This window comes from Neorhizobium tomejilense (assembly GCF_964254135.1).
In the GTDB taxonomy this organism is placed as follows: domain Bacteria; phylum Pseudomonadota; class Alphaproteobacteria; order Rhizobiales; family Rhizobiaceae; genus Neorhizobium; species Neorhizobium tomejilense.
Map to the genome: position 1 here is coordinate 123,163 of NZ_CAXUSO020000002.1, position 14,229 is coordinate 137,391.

General features: G+C 58.9%; 15 protein-coding genes. 3 read left to right on the forward strand and 12 right to left on the reverse strand.

The genetic code is table 11. The annotated features are described in order from the left end of the window. Nucleotides 1-247: 247 nt before the first annotated feature. The gene (locus ACSQ3G_RS23370) at nucleotides 248-1,153 is read right to left on the reverse strand and encodes a nucleotidyltransferase and HEPN domain-containing protein (RefSeq protein ID WP_436113174.1); all 906 of its coding nucleotides are present in this window, start codon (nucleotides 1,151-1,153) and stop codon (nucleotides 248-250) included. Between the two features lie 741 nt (nucleotides 1,154-1,894). Then, nucleotides 1,895-2,197, reverse strand: a complete 303-nt coding sequence (locus tag ACSQ3G_RS23375) for a hypothetical protein (protein ID WP_436111870.1) — start codon at nucleotides 2,195-2,197, stop codon at nucleotides 1,895-1,897. A gap of 230 nt (nucleotides 2,198-2,427) precedes the next feature. Between ACSQ3G_RS23375 and ACSQ3G_RS23380 the strand changes: the two genes are divergently transcribed. Further along, on the forward strand, nucleotides 2,428-2,712 hold the full coding sequence (locus ACSQ3G_RS23380; protein WP_436111871.1) for a BrnT family toxin: 285 nt from the start codon (nucleotides 2,428-2,430) through the stop codon (nucleotides 2,710-2,712). Continuing rightward, nucleotides 2,688-3,005 (forward strand): BrnA antitoxin family protein, encoded by a 318-nt coding sequence (locus ACSQ3G_RS23385; protein WP_436111872.1) that lies wholly within the window; start codon nucleotides 2,688-2,690, stop codon nucleotides 3,003-3,005. The genes ACSQ3G_RS23380 and ACSQ3G_RS23385 overlap by 25 nt, the downstream gene beginning before the upstream one ends. Before the next feature lie 381 nt (nucleotides 3,006-3,386). Here the strand turns inward: ACSQ3G_RS23385 and ACSQ3G_RS23390 are convergent, their stop codons facing one another. The 4 genes from ACSQ3G_RS23390 to ACSQ3G_RS23405 are packed head-to-tail and all read right to left on the reverse strand — an operon-like array spanning nucleotide 3,387 to nucleotide 7,067. After that, nucleotides 3,387-4,328 (reverse strand): hypothetical protein, encoded by a 942-nt coding sequence (locus ACSQ3G_RS23390; RefSeq protein WP_436111873.1) that lies wholly within the window; start codon nucleotides 4,326-4,328, stop codon nucleotides 3,387-3,389. 26 nt (nucleotides 4,329-4,354) lie between these two features. After that, a complete protein-coding gene (locus ACSQ3G_RS23395) occupies nucleotides 4,355-6,265 on the reverse strand; it encodes a hypothetical protein (protein ID WP_436111874.1) in 1,911 nt (636 codons plus the stop codon). Between the two features lie 46 nt (nucleotides 6,266-6,311). Continuing rightward, nucleotides 6,312-6,701, reverse strand: coding sequence for a hypothetical protein (locus ACSQ3G_RS23400; protein WP_436111875.1), 390 nt, complete (start codon nucleotides 6,699-6,701; stop codon nucleotides 6,312-6,314). A gap of 24 nt (nucleotides 6,702-6,725) precedes the next feature. Then, on the reverse strand, nucleotides 6,726-7,067 hold the full coding sequence (locus ACSQ3G_RS23405; protein ID WP_046631721.1) for a DUF4870 family protein: 342 nt from the start codon (nucleotides 7,065-7,067) through the stop codon (nucleotides 6,726-6,728). Between the two features lie 516 nt (nucleotides 7,068-7,583). Here ACSQ3G_RS23405 and ACSQ3G_RS23410 point away from each other — a divergent pair. Beyond that, nucleotides 7,584-8,141, forward strand: a complete 558-nt coding sequence (locus ACSQ3G_RS23410) for a helix-turn-helix domain-containing protein (RefSeq protein WP_436111876.1) — start codon at nucleotides 7,584-7,586, stop codon at nucleotides 8,139-8,141. A 1-nt stretch (nucleotide 8,142) separates the two neighbouring features. Here the strand turns inward: ACSQ3G_RS23410 and ACSQ3G_RS23415 are convergent, their stop codons facing one another. The 6 genes from ACSQ3G_RS23415 to ACSQ3G_RS23440 all read right to left on the reverse strand — a co-directional run bounded on the left by ACSQ3G_RS23415 (nucleotide 8,143) and on the right by ACSQ3G_RS23440 (nucleotide 14,219). After that, nucleotides 8,143-8,844, reverse strand: a complete 702-nt coding sequence (locus ACSQ3G_RS23415) for a DUF6656 family protein (RefSeq protein ID WP_436111877.1) — start codon at nucleotides 8,842-8,844, stop codon at nucleotides 8,143-8,145. A 296-nt stretch (nucleotides 8,845-9,140) separates the two neighbouring features. Next, nucleotides 9,141-10,184 carry a sn-glycerol-3-phosphate import ATP-binding protein UgpC gene (locus ACSQ3G_RS23420; protein WP_436111878.1) on the reverse strand — a complete coding sequence of 348 codons (1,044 nt, stop codon included), beginning with the start codon at nucleotides 10,182-10,184 and terminating at the stop codon, nucleotides 9,141-9,143. Then, nucleotides 10,184-11,032 (reverse strand): sn-glycerol-3-phosphate ABC transporter permease UgpE, encoded by an 849-nt coding sequence (ugpE, locus tag ACSQ3G_RS23425; RefSeq protein WP_436111879.1) that lies wholly within the window; start codon nucleotides 11,030-11,032, stop codon nucleotides 10,184-10,186. The genes ACSQ3G_RS23420 and ugpE overlap by 1 nt, the downstream gene beginning before the upstream one ends. Nucleotides 11,033-11,041: 9 nt before the next feature. Then, nucleotides 11,042-11,923, reverse strand: a complete 882-nt coding sequence (ugpA, locus tag ACSQ3G_RS23430; protein ID WP_436111880.1) for a sn-glycerol-3-phosphate ABC transporter permease UgpA — start codon at nucleotides 11,921-11,923, stop codon at nucleotides 11,042-11,044. 65 nt (nucleotides 11,924-11,988) lie between these two features. After that, nucleotides 11,989-13,293: a sn-glycerol-3-phosphate ABC transporter substrate-binding protein UgpB gene (gene ugpB / locus ACSQ3G_RS23435; protein WP_436111881.1), complete on the reverse strand. Its 1,305-nt coding sequence runs from the start codon at nucleotides 13,291-13,293 to the stop codon at nucleotides 11,989-11,991. Between the two features lie 104 nt (nucleotides 13,294-13,397). Next, complete coding sequence (locus ACSQ3G_RS23440) at nucleotides 13,398-14,219, reverse strand: inositol monophosphatase family protein (RefSeq protein WP_105401594.1); 822 nt, start codon at nucleotides 14,217-14,219, stop codon at nucleotides 13,398-13,400. Between the last annotated feature and the right edge of the window lie 10 nt (nucleotides 14,220-14,229).

The window sequence follows — 14,229 nt, forward strand, 5'->3', positions numbered from 1 at the left end:
ACGCACATGAACGCATTGCGTTGGAAACGATCCTCCGAACCCGCGCCACGGTCGGGGGCGGATAGAGATCCACGACCCAATTTATCGACAAAAACACGACGCGGGCGCTGGTTCTCAAGGTGCCCGATCTTCGCGCCTATCGCGAAGCTGGTCATTGGATCCAATTGGCGGGCTAGATGAGGAAGCGTCGAAAGTGAGCTCGTTCGGTCGGCCGAATCGAAGCCGGTCGCCCGGGGGTCAGTTCGGCTTACGTCCCTTGCAGTCTTTCAAGGTGTTCCCTGCAGACATGGTCCACCCGTTCCAGCAATACGGCGGCCCGCTCTCCCAGCCATGAGAGGGCCTCTTCGCTGATCTCGTAGTGCTTTGAGTACCGCGCCTTCACATAGGCCTCGTTGAGTGTGTTGAACCAGGCGCGCTCGCGGTGCTGATCGCGCGGGAACGCCTCGGCCAGACGCCGGTCCTGTTCCTCGGCGAGAGAGCGCAGGAACTTGATGTTGTGGGAAGGCGGACCATAGTTCGTGAGCGTGAGGAGCACGCAGGAATAAGCCTGCTCGAGCGACTGGTGGAGAAGAAATGCTGCCAAGCGGGTATTCTTCAGGTCTAAGTAGTAGCCAACGCCTTGAGCAAAGGATCGGGCCAACTCAAATCGTTCAGAGAAGTGGTTCCTACCAATACGCAACCGATCTTCCGGCGACAGCGCGCGCGGCTCCGCCAGCGGCTCATCATCCAGTTCATATAGGACGATGCCTTCCTTGCGGATGTCGGAGAAGAAGTATTGCCCCTCCTTCAGGTAGGTGTTCACCTCACGCCTGGAATGGACGATGAAGCTCACCGGGGTTTCGATCGACTTGTCGCGGATCAGCCGGTCGGCGGCCTTGTACCAGTAGTCGGCGAATTCGCAGAGCCTGCGGTCGTTGACGATGATCAGCAGATCGAAATCCGACCGGTAACCTTTCATGGTGAACGGCTCGTCGACCCATCCACCCTTGGCATAGGAGCCGAACAGGATGATCTTCAGAATCCGGCCGCGCTTCTTGAAGTCCGCCGTCCCCTGTTTCAGCGCATCCTCGAACTCCTCATGCAGGATGTCCAGGACCCTGCCGAGCTCTCGCTGTTTGCGCAATGGCATATGATCGAGGGATGACTTCATCATAAACGGCGATGACCTCAGGAAGGACTGGCGCTGCTGGTGCAATACGAGTGGTTGCGTCGCTTGTTCTACACATACGGCAGGGCGCAGGGAAGCGGGGATCAAAGGTCGCAGGGCCGGTCCGTGCAACCCGCTCTCCTGGTTTCGACGGATCGCGTCGTGGGCAGTCGCATGACTTCGTGGGCATTGATCAGGTCGTGGCAAGCCGCCGTCCGGATCGTTGATCGAGTGCACCGGCCGAACTGTTGCGTGATGCAAGTTGAAGCGGAGCTTGAGGAGGGGCCGAAGCCTCACCAAAAGAGATCCCGACCGGATTCCTCACTGCTTCGATTGGACACTATGCAGATATCTTTTATACGCCCAGTGATCAACAGGGCCAAGGTCATCAGCCCTCTTCTCACGACGACATGGTGTGCGCGTTAGTCAATAATCTAGGTGCAAAACCGCACGTTCTACCTTGGGGCGCGCATCGCTTGATTCCCTCCCACGCTCCAGAAGGCTTCGATCTGGCCATCCTGCCTGCTGGAGCCGGCTTTGCGCGGCCGCGGTTCAACGATGCGGACGACGCCTTCGCCAGAGTCAAAATTCCTCGGGGCTCGTGCCCTTCGAAACCGCCTGCACTCGACGCTGACGGTTGCGCCAAGACGCGGGAACGCGCCGCCCGGCTCAACGGACGCTCCGAGTTGCGAGCGACCGTGCGGGATGCCGTGCTACTCGGCGTACCAGGCGAACTTCACGGGCCGGCTAAACGGCTTGCCCCGCACCGCTGCAGCCCCTTGCGCTAGACGAAGCCGTTTGGAAACCTAGTATCATGAGGGAGGGTGGTGTGACCGGTGCGATAGCGGACTGCGCAATCAGATGATGAACGACGGCTTGTCGAACGAACCGGTTCAAATCGCCGTTGCTGGCGTGGTCGAGCGCCTTCAGCGAGTAACCCTCGTCGAGCGCTGACCGTCGTAGGCGGCCTGAGAGGGAAACCACATCATCTGCCAAGACGTTGGTTCGCTCTGAAATCCAGTCCTCCAGCCAATCGTCGATGATACGCATATTCTCACCTTCGAAAACTCACTCCTATTCCGCAACGCCATAATTCCTGGAGCAGCATTGGGTTCCGGCACCGGCCGTCCTCCACCATCGCTCCCCCTCGTTCATATGCTGTACAGGCCGATTGCAGACAATTTCTTAGCAGTTATATGAAGACGCCAAGCGGTTTGGAGCCGCTGTGCGTGTTGTTAATTGCCGGCTTGATATCCTTATAAATGTAGCTACATTAAATTATGAAGATAATGTGGGACGAACCCAAGCGGTTGGCCAACCTCGAAAAGCATGGTTTCGATTTTGCTGATGTAAGCGATCTCGATTGGGCGAGTGCCGTCATAGAGGAAGGCAAGCCAGATGCTCTCGGCAAAAGACGTTTGAAGGCCATCGGTTACTTTCGCGATGGGACAGCCGCAGCCATTTTTGCGACACTCGGAACTGAAGCAATATCAATTATCAGCTTTCGCCCAGCGAGTGAAAAGGAAAGAGGGAAGCTTCCATGGCCACCAAAAATCAAAAAATGAAGAGTTTTGAACCGGGTCGTGGTTACACGAAGGAAGATTGGGATGCTGTCGATTTTCCCGAGCTAACCGCGGAAGAGCTCGACAACATGCGCCCCGCGATAGACGTGCTACCGGCAGAGTTCTTCAAGGCGATGGAGGAGCATCGCAAATCGCGTGGGCGCCCATCGTTGGAGCATCCCAAAAAGCAAATTACTCTCCGATTGGACGAAGATGTAATCGCTAAATTTCGCGCAAGCGGAAAAGGTTGGCAAGGTCGAATAAACGAAGCTTTGCGAAAAGCTTCAGGCGTATAGCCGGCTCATAAAACTAGCGCATTTTTAGCGCAGTGCGGTACTCACTTTAAGTTCTCAATAGTTTATCGGGTGCGTCAGCCAATTGAAAATCCGCGTGTCGGTGGTTTAAATCCGCCTCCGGGCACTTTTTTTCTAAAGGGAACAGTGCACTAGTCTCCGACGGTAGGCGACGGGTGTGTTTCAGCGTGTGGCATTGCCGGTGTAATAAAATCAACGCGTTACCACGTGTTGCAGATCACTCCGTCCAACACGATTGCAATACGGCGATACGAAACAGCCCGCACGCTTTCGCAAGGCGACTCTAATTTCGATCGCCGCGTTTCGGCGCGGGCGACGAGGTTAGAAGTCCTGCTTAGAAGCTTGTCACTATGGTAGCTCTCTTCATTTCGAGAAGTCGAATACCGATTCTGCTTCTTTCTTTGGCTCATCGGTGGAACTGACGCTCTTCCCGAGTGAAGCTGCGAGTTTGCGATGGAAGACGCTACGTGTTTCAGGGTCCAGATTGAGCCGTTTCATCGCTTCTGAAATGCGACTCGCGGGCCTGCCGTTCGCAAGATAAACCTGCTTCAGCCCCGGCATTCCAGCCATCACCGAACTATCGGCGTCGGCGGCAGTCAGGTCTATGGCACCGCATTCGGTAAGCTTAGCCATGGAGGGTTTGTTGTCGAAGTCGCGGTAGCACTGTTCGACTTCCTCAATCGCACCGGATATGCCCGTCTGCGTATAGATCTGCATGAAGCGTGCCTTGCCTTTTTGCGCGGCCGTTGCGACATCGTCGGTCCAAGATTCGCTCGGCACGGCCGGAGGCGCGACCGAGGGCGTGATGTTTGCTTCGGCGGCAGCGGGCAGTACCGCATCGCTGCAGAAGCGGTCGGCGAGCGCGCGAGCCAGTTTATTGGTCTTGACCAAGCCGATCCGGTTGCCGGTTGAAAGCTCATTCAGGACCAGTACCTCGCCCTCTGTCGTATAAACGCGGATGATGGCAGCGCAGGGGGCGGCATCTCCCACGCGCTGGAGCCATTCGAGCTTGTTGCCATAAGGATGGCGAGCATTTGGGCTAATTTCCAGCATGTCCTCGCGCTGAAGCGGTGTTTTGCCGCCCATTGGCAGGTAGAAGACGCCGAAGAGGCCCTCCACATATTGTAGCACGGCCCGGACATTGCCTGGTCCGGTACATTCGCGAAGGAAGGCATCGTCACCTTCCTCCTTCACCGGGCAGGACAGGGTTTCGGAATAGGTCGAGCGGAATTCGGCGGTGTGTGCGGATGAAGCCAGGCAGAGGCCTGCCAGAAGGCCAAGTGCGGACAGTCTCGAAATGCTCATGGGTGTGTCTCGTTCAAGCGTTCAAGTTAACGGCAGGCAGATGTGCCCATAAAGCAGGCCGCGACGATCTCCACGCGCATGCGCTGTTTTCCAAGCCGTTCAATGGTGTGCTCATCTTCCACGGCCAATATCCAGTCGGCATCGCTTTGGTCATCCTCCTTCAGGATGAATTGCCACGGCTCCTCGTCGGCGGGGAAGCGGACGGTCATCGCCTGTTTCTTCCACATCAGCATGCCGCTGCTAGAGAAGCTGACGCCGATCTCGCGGGACGCGCCCTTGCAGATGAGATCCTTCAGCGGGGCCTTCGACACACCGTTCGTTCCGGCCACGGCAATGGTAGTCTCGAGAAATTCGGCCGGCGCCCCTGCTGCGGCGAGTGCATTGCTGCAGCGCAGTTCCTCTTCCTTCTTCGCCAACTTCACAGTCTCTTCTCGACAGGCGCTGTAGACAGCCGTGACGGCTCTGCCGCTAAGCGTCGACGGCAAGGCCTCGCACAGGGCGCGCGCCGCCTTCGACCGTTCGCCGCCGGGTTCCACGGAAGCGAACGCGGCAATAACCTTTTCTAGCGCCGCCGTGGTCTGCTTCTCCTCAATCGTTGCCCGGGCCGCATCGCATTTCTCACGGACCGCGTTTTTTCTGTCCTGTGCCAGATTGCGCAGGTAGATCAATTCATCGCAAAGATCGCCGATTTCCTTGGGGGTGCCTGGTTTGTCGAGCGTGTAGGATGAGACCTTTTTGTCGAGGTCCGTCATTGCGATCGAAAGAATTTCCTCGCGGCGGGTATCGAGCGGCTTGCCGAAGAACCGCTCTGCGAGATCGGACTGTCCGTGATTGAGTCTAACCTGCTGGGGATCGGGCTGGAGGTTCCGGGTCTCGATCAGCGTTGCGGCTGTCGCTGGCAGGGCGCGCAGGCGTGCCTGCTCGGCAAGCAGCGTCTGGATGAGTTGCTGGCGCTTCTGGACGTTGGCCCACTCGGATGCCAACCGCTGCGTATAGTCCTTGGGGATGGAGTTGCAGCCGGGTGCCTCCTCCAGGAATCGTTCGGCCATGTCGCGTGTCCAGTAGTCTAGCGGGACAGCGAGAGCGAGCCCGAGCTTCTTGAGATCGAAGTTATCATACGCCACGTTGAGGTTCGCAAAGCGCTGACACATGAGCCCGGCATCGGTAGTCCCCAGGGTGGTTCGAGGATCAAGGCCGCTGTCGGCCAGCCGGTCGGCGGTGTCTTGGAGCACCTTCACGATCTCCGCGAAACCGTGCCTGTAGGCCGAAACCCGCAAGGTGTTCGCCAGTGCCGCATCAAGGCGCGCCTTCAGAGCGTGACGTTCGGCATCGGTGGAAATCGGCAATGCCGCGAGCTCAGTAGCCAAAGTCTTGCGATACCTTGTCCAGAATTCGCCAACCGATTGCCGGTAACGCTCGGAATAGGTGTCCCGGTCCAGTTCCGGCAGGCCCTCGATGATCGGTGGAAAGCGGGTCGCATCCGCCACGCCCGCTGCGACGTCCTCGCCGGGCGCGGGGGTATCGAGCAGCGTGAACAATCGGTCGAGGCGGTCGCGCGGGCTTTCGGAACGGGTCACGGCAAAGATCGAGCAATCCGATTGCGGTGCACCCTTCATCCAGATGGCGCGGATCGTTTGGTCATTGGCCGCGATATCGAGCCGCGGATTGCCGTTGGCATCGGAGAGACGCATCCCGTCCGACGTCTTGCGCTCGGTCAGATCAAGCCAATAAACTTGGCCCGAGTGGCGCTGCTGGTAATAGACGGTGACGGCGATTTCGCCTGCTGCATTCCTCCGAATCTTCCAATCTGTGGCATAGTCGTCCTTGCCGCAGTTGAAGCCGCCGGAATAGTGGATTGTCTGCGCCTGCTGGGCGCTGGCAGGGGCCGCGCCGAGCAGCGCGCTGGCTGTTAACGCGGTGGCAATAAGATATCGCATTGTATGTCTTTCGAGATTTGCGCTGGAAATGGACGTGGGAGGACCTTTAGCGAGCAGACACGACCCATCCGTCGCTGGCGTGGACCATCCGGACCGGCACTGCCATGGAGCGACCGTTGTCTCCGAAAAGGCCGCCCTTGACGATGTAGCGCACGTCGCAAACGTAAGCCTGCTCTCCGCTCTCCATGCAGCCGATTTTCTCGAGATTCGTGACTTCGATCGACATCATCTTGCCGAGCGGAGTGGCACCACTAGGCAGCCCCGCCGTCAATCCTGCCGTTAGCCCCTTCAACTGGTTCTGCTCCGCCTTGATCGAGCCGTTCAGGGCCTTACTGATGTCGCTGGCCGACGGTTCAGCCGAGCAGGAGGCCAGCAGGGCGGCCAAGCCGTACAGCGTTGTAATCCGGCCTGCCGATGTCATGGTCATCGCGCGCATTCCCTTGTCCTGTCCAGTCATGTGTTATATCAGCCAGGTCGAGGGCTTGGCGATTGCGTCGCCACGATGCAGATAAACAAGGCTCTTGATGCAGCGGATCAGGTACCAGATCGACGTGGCGAAGAAGGCGAAGATGCCGATCACGAGGAGGGTCAGCACGAAGCTGACGGCAAGGAACAGCAGGCCCTTCCAGAACGTGCCGATCAGGTAGCTGTAGTGCGAGGCAAGCAGTGGCGAGGCCTTGCCACGGTCAATATAGCTTAGGATAACGCCGGCCGGCGCGCAAACCAGCATAAGGATGCCGGCGGCATAGCCCAGCGTCTTGCTTGCTTCGGTCTCAGCGGCTTGTATGGTAATATTTGTCATTTCGGCAACTCCGATTGTCAATAGATGTTCTTTGGAGGAGTGGGGCACCTCTCATGAGGCGAATAATATTTAATGGCCGCATAGGCCGGTCCCACTTGTTGCCGTCTTATGGGAAGACGGCTGCGACAATCCTCGTCGCCCTCAGTCGCCACAATTCCATCCAACTCTTAAATGGACGGTAAACTGAAGGGGGGGGTATTTACCCCATCCCGCGTCGTTTACGACGATGCCTTTTCTCATGCTCAACAAGGGTTTAACGGCGAACTACAGGCAGATCTCGGACACTATGAATTCGACAATGCCCGGCGAGCAAATGCCGCGTCGCAGCAATCTTTTAATAACTAATATGCGGTGTATATGCTGTTGAAATAGATAAAACTTCTTCTGTGTTCGCCAAAAGACATGAGTTCATTCAATACAATTTCCCATCATCTCATCGATTTATGGTTACAGTCCGATGAGGCGACGAACCCGGCAAGGTTGTATGCCGGGATCATCAATAGGCTGAGTGTAAAAATGGCAGTGTCCGTTGTGACGACGACAGCAAGCGACCCTTACGATTGGCATTTCCGAAGGATCAAAGATTTCGGCTTTAAAAGCCATCAACTGGACAGAATGTCGCGGGAGTTTCCCGATTCCGTCCTGCGCGATCTCAACAGAAGTTTCGTGGACGACGCGATCATCCCTGCATATTCGCGGGCCGTCGCGGCGGGCCGTCCAGTGATCGATCTCGTAAGGACGAGGCTTCTCGGTGTCCGGATCGGCTATGAGCGACTGATCTTGCCGCAGAAATGTGGGGGAAAGCCTCAATGGTGTATCAGTCTGGCCGAGGGACGTTTCTTCATCTCTCCGATGCAGGAGGCGAAGACCGACATTACCGACGACAACATTATCCAGCTTCTTATCGAAGGGCAGACGACGAAAGAAATCGCAGAGTTCTTGCATCTGTCACCACGGACGATCGAGCATCGGATAGATAGGTTGAAGAGCCGATTTGAAGCAAAGAACTTGGTTCATCTGGTGGCGAAACTCGTCGCCACTCAGGTTGGTCGTAGGGAGAAGGACAGAGCCTAGGCTACTTCATCGCTTTCTTGCTGGCTGCAGCCCGTGCCTGGAGGGCTTCCATGGAAAGGCCTGTGCTTGCTGATGCGATGTTGTAAAGAGCGGTGGTGATATCCTTTGTTTTGAAAGCCACACCGTTGTCGCCAAGCTCGTGATTAAAGCTGAGGAAATTTCCATTTCGGTCCAAAATGAGGTGGAGGCCGAAGAACATTTGATCGAAATCGCGGCTACGCGTTTTGTAGAGGTTGACGCCTCCGGCGGTTGTGTCGAGATCGCCCTCGAAGTTTGCAATGAACATCTGTGTTACTGCCAAGTCATCCTGACCGCGACCCGTGACGACCTCCCCGAACTTGCAGGTCCCCAGATACGGCACATTGGGCAGAATGGATGAGCGGATAGCTTTTCTCATTCTGTGCCCGGTCGGAAGCTTCGAGGCGAACAGCTCGCTGGCATCGTCGCCGAGAACGAATAGATTTTCTTTCGTCGCTGCGATGACATCGGCAACGGCCATGTTCGCTGTGATCAGGCGGAACTTCTTCGCCGAGGTGGCCATAGGCTCCGGTTCGCCTGTTTCGCCACTAAACCATCGTGCATAGCGGGCCGAGGCAACTTCAGCCTCGGACGAGACAGAAGCGACTGAGAGGGCCGAGCGTGCGATTTTCTTCACCTCATCGCCGAAGCGGTCGCCATACTGGAGTTTCGATGCCGGATTCATGATGCCCTCTCGCTGTTCGTCGGGTCGAAAGTATGACCGATTCATTAACGGGCTGGTTTCGGTGGCTTCGTAGTTTCCCCCTCATATGATCCAATCGAGCGATTTCCGCACCATTTATTACAGATGGTTGATGTTCTGCAGGGGCTGCGCCTTTCTTCCAGCCCAGCCTTTTCTCTCGTCCGCTTGGAAACCTCGGCCCATAGCGCACAGCCCTCTTTTTTCGCTGAGCTCGCCACTGCGGCGTCAGCGCCACAGCCGGCGACCTTGCAATGGAACGGCGCTTGGCAACTCCTCCGTCAGACCCTCTTTCCGGCGGCATCGAACAGATGGAAACGGGCGGCGTCGGCGGTCAGGGCCATGGTTTCGCCGATCTGGATGGCTGAGCGGCCTGCAACGCGGAAGACGACGGGACTGCCGTCGGCGGTCAGGGCATGGACGTAGCTTTCGGCGCCAACCAGTTCGACCGCCGCCACCTGGACTTCGGCCCTGACGGCCCCGGGCGCATTGCCGTTGGCGATCACGATGTCCTCCGGGCGGATGCCGATCGTGGCGGCACTGTTGGGCAGTCGCGCCTCGGGCGACATCTTCCAGCCGGCGCCGTTGCCGAGTTTCATCAGGTTCATGGACGGCGAGCCGATGAAGGTGGCGACGAACGTGGTCTCGGGCTTTTCATAGAGTTCGATCGGCGTGCCGACCTGCTCGATCCGGCCCGCGTTCAAGACGACCAGCCGGTCCGCCAGCGTCATCGCCTCCATCTGGTCGTGGGTGACGTAGATCGAGGTCGTGGCGAGCGAACGCTGCAGGCGGCGGATCTCGACCCGCATCTGGACGCGCAGCTTGGCGTCGAGATTGGAGAGCGGCTCGTCGAACAGGAAGGCTGACGGCTTGCGCACGATGGCGCGGCCCATGGCGACGCGCTGGCGCTGGCCGCCGGACAACTGGCGCGGCTTGCGTGCGAGGAACGGCTCGATCTCCAGCGCCCGCGCGGCCTCGGTGATGCGGCGGTCGATCTCATCCTTCGGCGTGTTGCGGTTCTTGAGGCCGTAGGCGAGGTTCTGCCGCACGGTCATGTGCGGATAAAGCGCATAGTTCTGGAAAACCATGGCGATGTCCCGTTCCGCCGGTTCCAGTTCGTTGACGCGCTTGTCGGCAATCGTCACCTCGCCCGAGGAAATGCCTTCGAGACCCGCCACCATGCGCAGAAGCGTGGATTTTCCGCAGCCGGACGGGCCGACCAGCACGATCATTTCGCCGTCTTCGATATCGAGCGATACGCCCTTGATCGCCTCGATATTGCCACCATAGACCTTGCGGACGTCCTTCAGTTCAATTCTTGCCATTACTTCTCGGTCTCCACCAAACCTTTGACGAACCAGCGCTGCATCAGCACCACGACGATGACGGGAGGAATGATCGCCAGGATCGCGGTGACCATGACGTAGTTCCAGGGGGTTGAGGCATCCGTGAAATCGACCATGCGGCGCAGGCCGATGATGATCGTGTTCATCTTCGCGTCATTGGTGACCAGCAGCGGCCACAGGTATTGCGTCCAGCCGTAGATGAACAGGATGACGAAGAGTGCCGCGATATTGGTCGTCGACAGCGGCAACAGGATGTCGCGCATGAAACGGAACGGCCCGGCATTGTCGATGCGGGCAGCCTCGACCATCTCGCCCGGGATCGTCAGGAAGAACTGCCGGAAGAGAAAGGTGGCAGTCGCCGAGGCCATCAGCGGCAGCGTCAGCCCCGCATAGGTGTCGATCAGGCCGAGATCGACGATGACCTTGTAGGTCGGCAGGATGCGCACTTCGACCGGCAGCATCAGGGTGATGAAGATCATCCAGAAGAAGCCCATGCGGAAGGGAAAGCGGAAGAAGACGATCGCAAAAGCCGACAGGAAGGAGATGACGATCTTGCCGATGGCAATCGCGATTGCCACCACGAAGCTGTTGAACAACAGCCGCTCGAGGCTCACGCCGACCACGCGCTCGACGCCGCCGGAGATGGATTCGGTGTAGTTTTCCATCATGTGGCCGCCGGGCAGCAGCGACAGCGGCGGACGGATGATGGCGCTCGACGTCGCCGTCGAGGCGATGAAGGTATAATAGATCGGAAAGGCAACAATGACGATCCCGAGGATCAGCATCAGGTGCCCCATGAGGGTGGCGAGCGGGCGGTTCTCAATCATCGGGTCACCTCAACCATAATGCACGCGCCGCTCGACGAAGCGGAACTGGAAAGCCGTCAGCGCGATGACGATGACCATCAGCACCACCGATTGGGCGGCGGACGAGCCGAGGTTGAGGTTCACGAAGCCGTCGCTGTAGACCTTGTAGACGAGCGTCTCGGTCGCCTTGGCAGGCCCGCCGCCGGTCACCGAATGGATGATGCCGAACGTGTCGAAGAAGGCGTAGACGGTGTTGACGACAAGCAGGAAGAAGGTCGTCGGTGCAAGAAGCGGGAAGACGATGGTCCAGAAACGGCGGCTGCCGCGGGCGCCGTCGATTGCGGCGGCCTCCAGCAGCGATTTCGGGATGGCCTGCAGGCCGGCGACGAAGAACAGGAAATTGTAGCTGATCTGCTTCCAGGCGGCGGCAACCACGACCAGCACCATCGCCTGATCGCCGTTGAGCAACGGGTCCCAGGCAACGCCATTGCGTCTGAGAATATAGGCGAGCGTCCCCATGGCCGGATTGAACATGAAAAGCCACAGCATGCCGGCCACGGCCGGCGCCACGGCATAGGGAATGATCATCATGGTGCGATAGAAGCCCTTGCCGCGCACCACCAGATCCGCCGCCGTCGCCAGCAGCAGCGCCAGGCCCATCGAGAGCAGGGCGGTCGCGACGCTGAAGACGAGCGTCACCTGCAGCGCATGAAGGTAATTTTCGTCCGACAGGATCAACCGGAAATTTGCCAATCCGACGAAACTGCTCTGCAGGCCGAACGGGTCTTCCCGCATCGCCGATTGATAGAGCGCCTGGCTTGCGGGCCAGAAGAAGAAGATGACAGTGAGGACGATCTGCGGCGCGACCAGGAAATAGGGCAGGATCTTGTTCGGAAAGACGACGCTTTGCACGGGCGGGCTCCCTTGGAATGCGAATGAGGCCGTCCGCGTCGGCTGACGCGGACGGCCCTGGCTGCTTACTTGCCGATTGCCTGCTGGATCGCGGCATTGCCGCGTTCGACAACCTTGTTGAGCGCCGTCTTGGCATCCTGTTTTCCGGCCAGCATCGACTCGAACTCCTCGTTCATGATGTCGCGGACCTGCGGCAGGTTGACGAGGCGGACACCCTTGGAGTTTTCGGTCGGCGCCTTGCCCATCATCTGCAGCAGCGGCGCCTGGCGGCCGGGGTTCTTGTCATAGAAGCCGGACTTCTTGGTGTCGTCATAAGCTGCCATCGTCACCGGCATATAGCCGGAAACCTGGTGCAGGCGGGCCTGGATCTTGGTCTGCGACAGGAAGTTGAAGAACTCCGCAGTGCCCTTGTATTCCGCATCGCTCTTGCCGGCGAAGACCCAGAGGCTGGCGCCGCCGGGAATGGTGTTCTGCGGCCGGCCGGCGCCCTCGTAATAGGGAAGCTGGCCGATGCCGTAGTTCATGCCGGTCTTGATGATGTCGCCGAGGCCGCCGGAGGATTCCGTCAGGATACCGCATTCGCCCGATGTGAAGAGCTGCTTGGCTTCGGACGTGCGGCCGCCATAGCGGAAGGTGCCGTCCTTGCCGAGATCGGCGATCGACTGGAAATGCTTGACGAAGAACTCGGAGTTGACGGCGAGCTTCACATCCACGCCGGCCAGCCCGTTTTCGTTGCTGCCATAGGAGACGTTGTTCCAGGCGGCGAGATTTTCGGTCTGGATCCAGGTGAGCCAGGTCGAGGTCATGCCGCAGGGGGCAGCCCCGCTGGTCTTGATCTTTTTGGCGGCCTCGAACACCTGCGGCCAGGTCTTCGGCGGGTTGGCGGCATCGAGGCCGGCCTTCTGGAAGATATCCTTGTTGTAATAGAGGATCGGCGACGAGGAGTTATAAGGGAAGGACAGCATGGTGCCGTCCGGCTTCGAGTAATAGGCAACAATGCCCGGCAGGTACTGCGACTTGTCGAACTTGTAGCCGCCCTTGGTCAGCACGTCGGCGACCGGCACGATCGCGCCCTGGGCGCCCATCATCACGCCGCTGCCGGCGTCGAATACCTGGATGATCGCCGGCGGCTGCTTGGCACGGAAGGCGGCGATGCCGGCATTCAGGGTTTCCGGATAGCTGCCCTTGAAGACGGGAACGATCTTGTAGTCCTTCTGGCCTTCGTTGAATTCCTTGGAAAGCTGCTCGACGACCTCGTTGTTGGCGCCGGTCATGGCGTGCCACCATTGGATTTCGGTGACGGCCATCGCGCTCGACGCCATGAGCAGCGATGTGGTTGCGGCAATTGCTGAAGCAAGAACGATTTTCATGGATGTTTTCCTCCCTTGACCATGAACCGAAGATAAGGTCCGACGAGGACCCTTTTCTGCGCGCCGCCGGACCTTATGGCTCGGACGGCGCGTGATTGAAGCGGTTACGCAGCCGCCGAATCCCCTGCGCCGACGCCGGCGATGCGTTTGAGATCGCTGACGGCACCGGGGCCGGCGGCAAGCACCGGCGCCCCCTTGGTGAGCCGCCCGCCTTCCGTGGGGAAGGGCAGGAACCAGCCGCCTGCCTCCTCGACGATGCAATAGCCGCCGAGGCAGTCCCAGGCGTGCATGTAGGGCTCATAGTAGCCGACCAGCCGGCCGGCGGCGACATAGGCAAGCATCAGCGCACCCGATCCCAGCCGGACGAAATTGCCGCCGCCCTCGAGGAGATCGTTGACGATCTTGCCGACCGCGGCCGGCGTGACATGGTGGTTGGCGCCGATGCCGGTCAGCCCGTTGCGGATCGTCTTGCGGCCATCAAGCGAAAGCCGCTTGCCGTTCAACGTGGCGCCCTGTCCCGCCGCTGCGGAATAGATTTCTTCGTAACAGGGCACGAAAATCACGCCGACGACCGGCTTCTTGTCATGGAGAACGGCGATCGAGACGCACCAGTTCGGCATGCCGCTGACAAAGGGGCTGGTGCCGTCGATCGGATCGACGACCCAGGTATAGCCGGAACTGCCTTCCGCAAGCCCGTATTCCTCACCCAGGAAGCCGTCGTCCGCAAATGTGTCGGACACCCGGTCGCGGATGAGGTTTTCCACCTCCCGGTCGGCGATCGAGACGACATCCTGCGGATCGCCCTTGGTTTCGATGACCAGTGTTTCGCGCCGGCTGAAATAGTCGAACGCGACCTTTCCCGCTTCCCGCGCGATCTTTTCGGCAAGCGCGTGGCGATCCTTGATGTGCTGCTCGTTATTATTCATGAAGAAACAT

Coding starts and splice junctions, on each gene's coding strand:
- ACSQ3G_RS23385 (WP_436111872.1), top strand. CDS start 2,688: ATGGCCACCAAAAATCAAAAAATGAAGAGTTTTGAACCGGGTCGTGGT.
- ACSQ3G_RS23375 (WP_436111870.1), bottom strand. CDS start 2,197: ATGCGTATCATCGACGATTGGCTGGAGGACTGGATTTCAGAGCGAACC.
- ACSQ3G_RS23410 (WP_436111876.1), top strand. CDS start 7,584: ATGGCAGTGTCCGTTGTGACGACGACAGCAAGCGACCCTTACGATTGG.
- ACSQ3G_RS23415 (WP_436111877.1), bottom strand. CDS start 8,844: ATGAATCCGGCATCGAAACTCCAGTATGGCGACCGCTTCGGCGATGAG.
- ACSQ3G_RS23405 (WP_046631721.1), bottom strand. CDS start 7,067: ATGACAAATATTACCATACAAGCCGCTGAGACCGAAGCAAGCAAGACG.
- ugpE (WP_436111879.1), bottom strand. CDS start 11,032: ATGATTGAGAACCGCCCGCTCGCCACCCTCATGGGGCACCTGATGCTG.
- ACSQ3G_RS23395 (WP_436111874.1), bottom strand. CDS start 6,265: ATGCGATATCTTATTGCCACCGCGTTAACAGCCAGCGCGCTGCTCGGC.
- ACSQ3G_RS23390 (WP_436111873.1), bottom strand. CDS start 4,328: ATGAGCATTTCGAGACTGTCCGCACTTGGCCTTCTGGCAGGCCTCTGC.
- ugpB (WP_436111881.1), bottom strand. CDS start 13,293: ATGAAAATCGTTCTTGCTTCAGCAATTGCCGCAACCACATCGCTGCTC.
- ACSQ3G_RS23400 (WP_436111875.1), bottom strand. CDS start 6,701: ATGCGCGCGATGACCATGACATCGGCAGGCCGGATTACAACGCTGTAC.
- ACSQ3G_RS23380 (WP_436111871.1), top strand. CDS start 2,428: ATGAAGATAATGTGGGACGAACCCAAGCGGTTGGCCAACCTCGAAAAG.
- ACSQ3G_RS23370 (WP_436113174.1), bottom strand. CDS start 1,153: ATGATGAAGTCATCCCTCGATCATATGCCATTGCGCAAACAGCGAGAG.
- ACSQ3G_RS23440 (WP_105401594.1), bottom strand. CDS start 14,219: ATGAATAATAACGAGCAGCACATCAAGGATCGCCACGCGCTTGCCGAA.
- ACSQ3G_RS23420 (WP_436111878.1), bottom strand. CDS start 10,184: ATGGCAAGAATTGAACTGAAGGACGTCCGCAAGGTCTATGGTGGCAAT.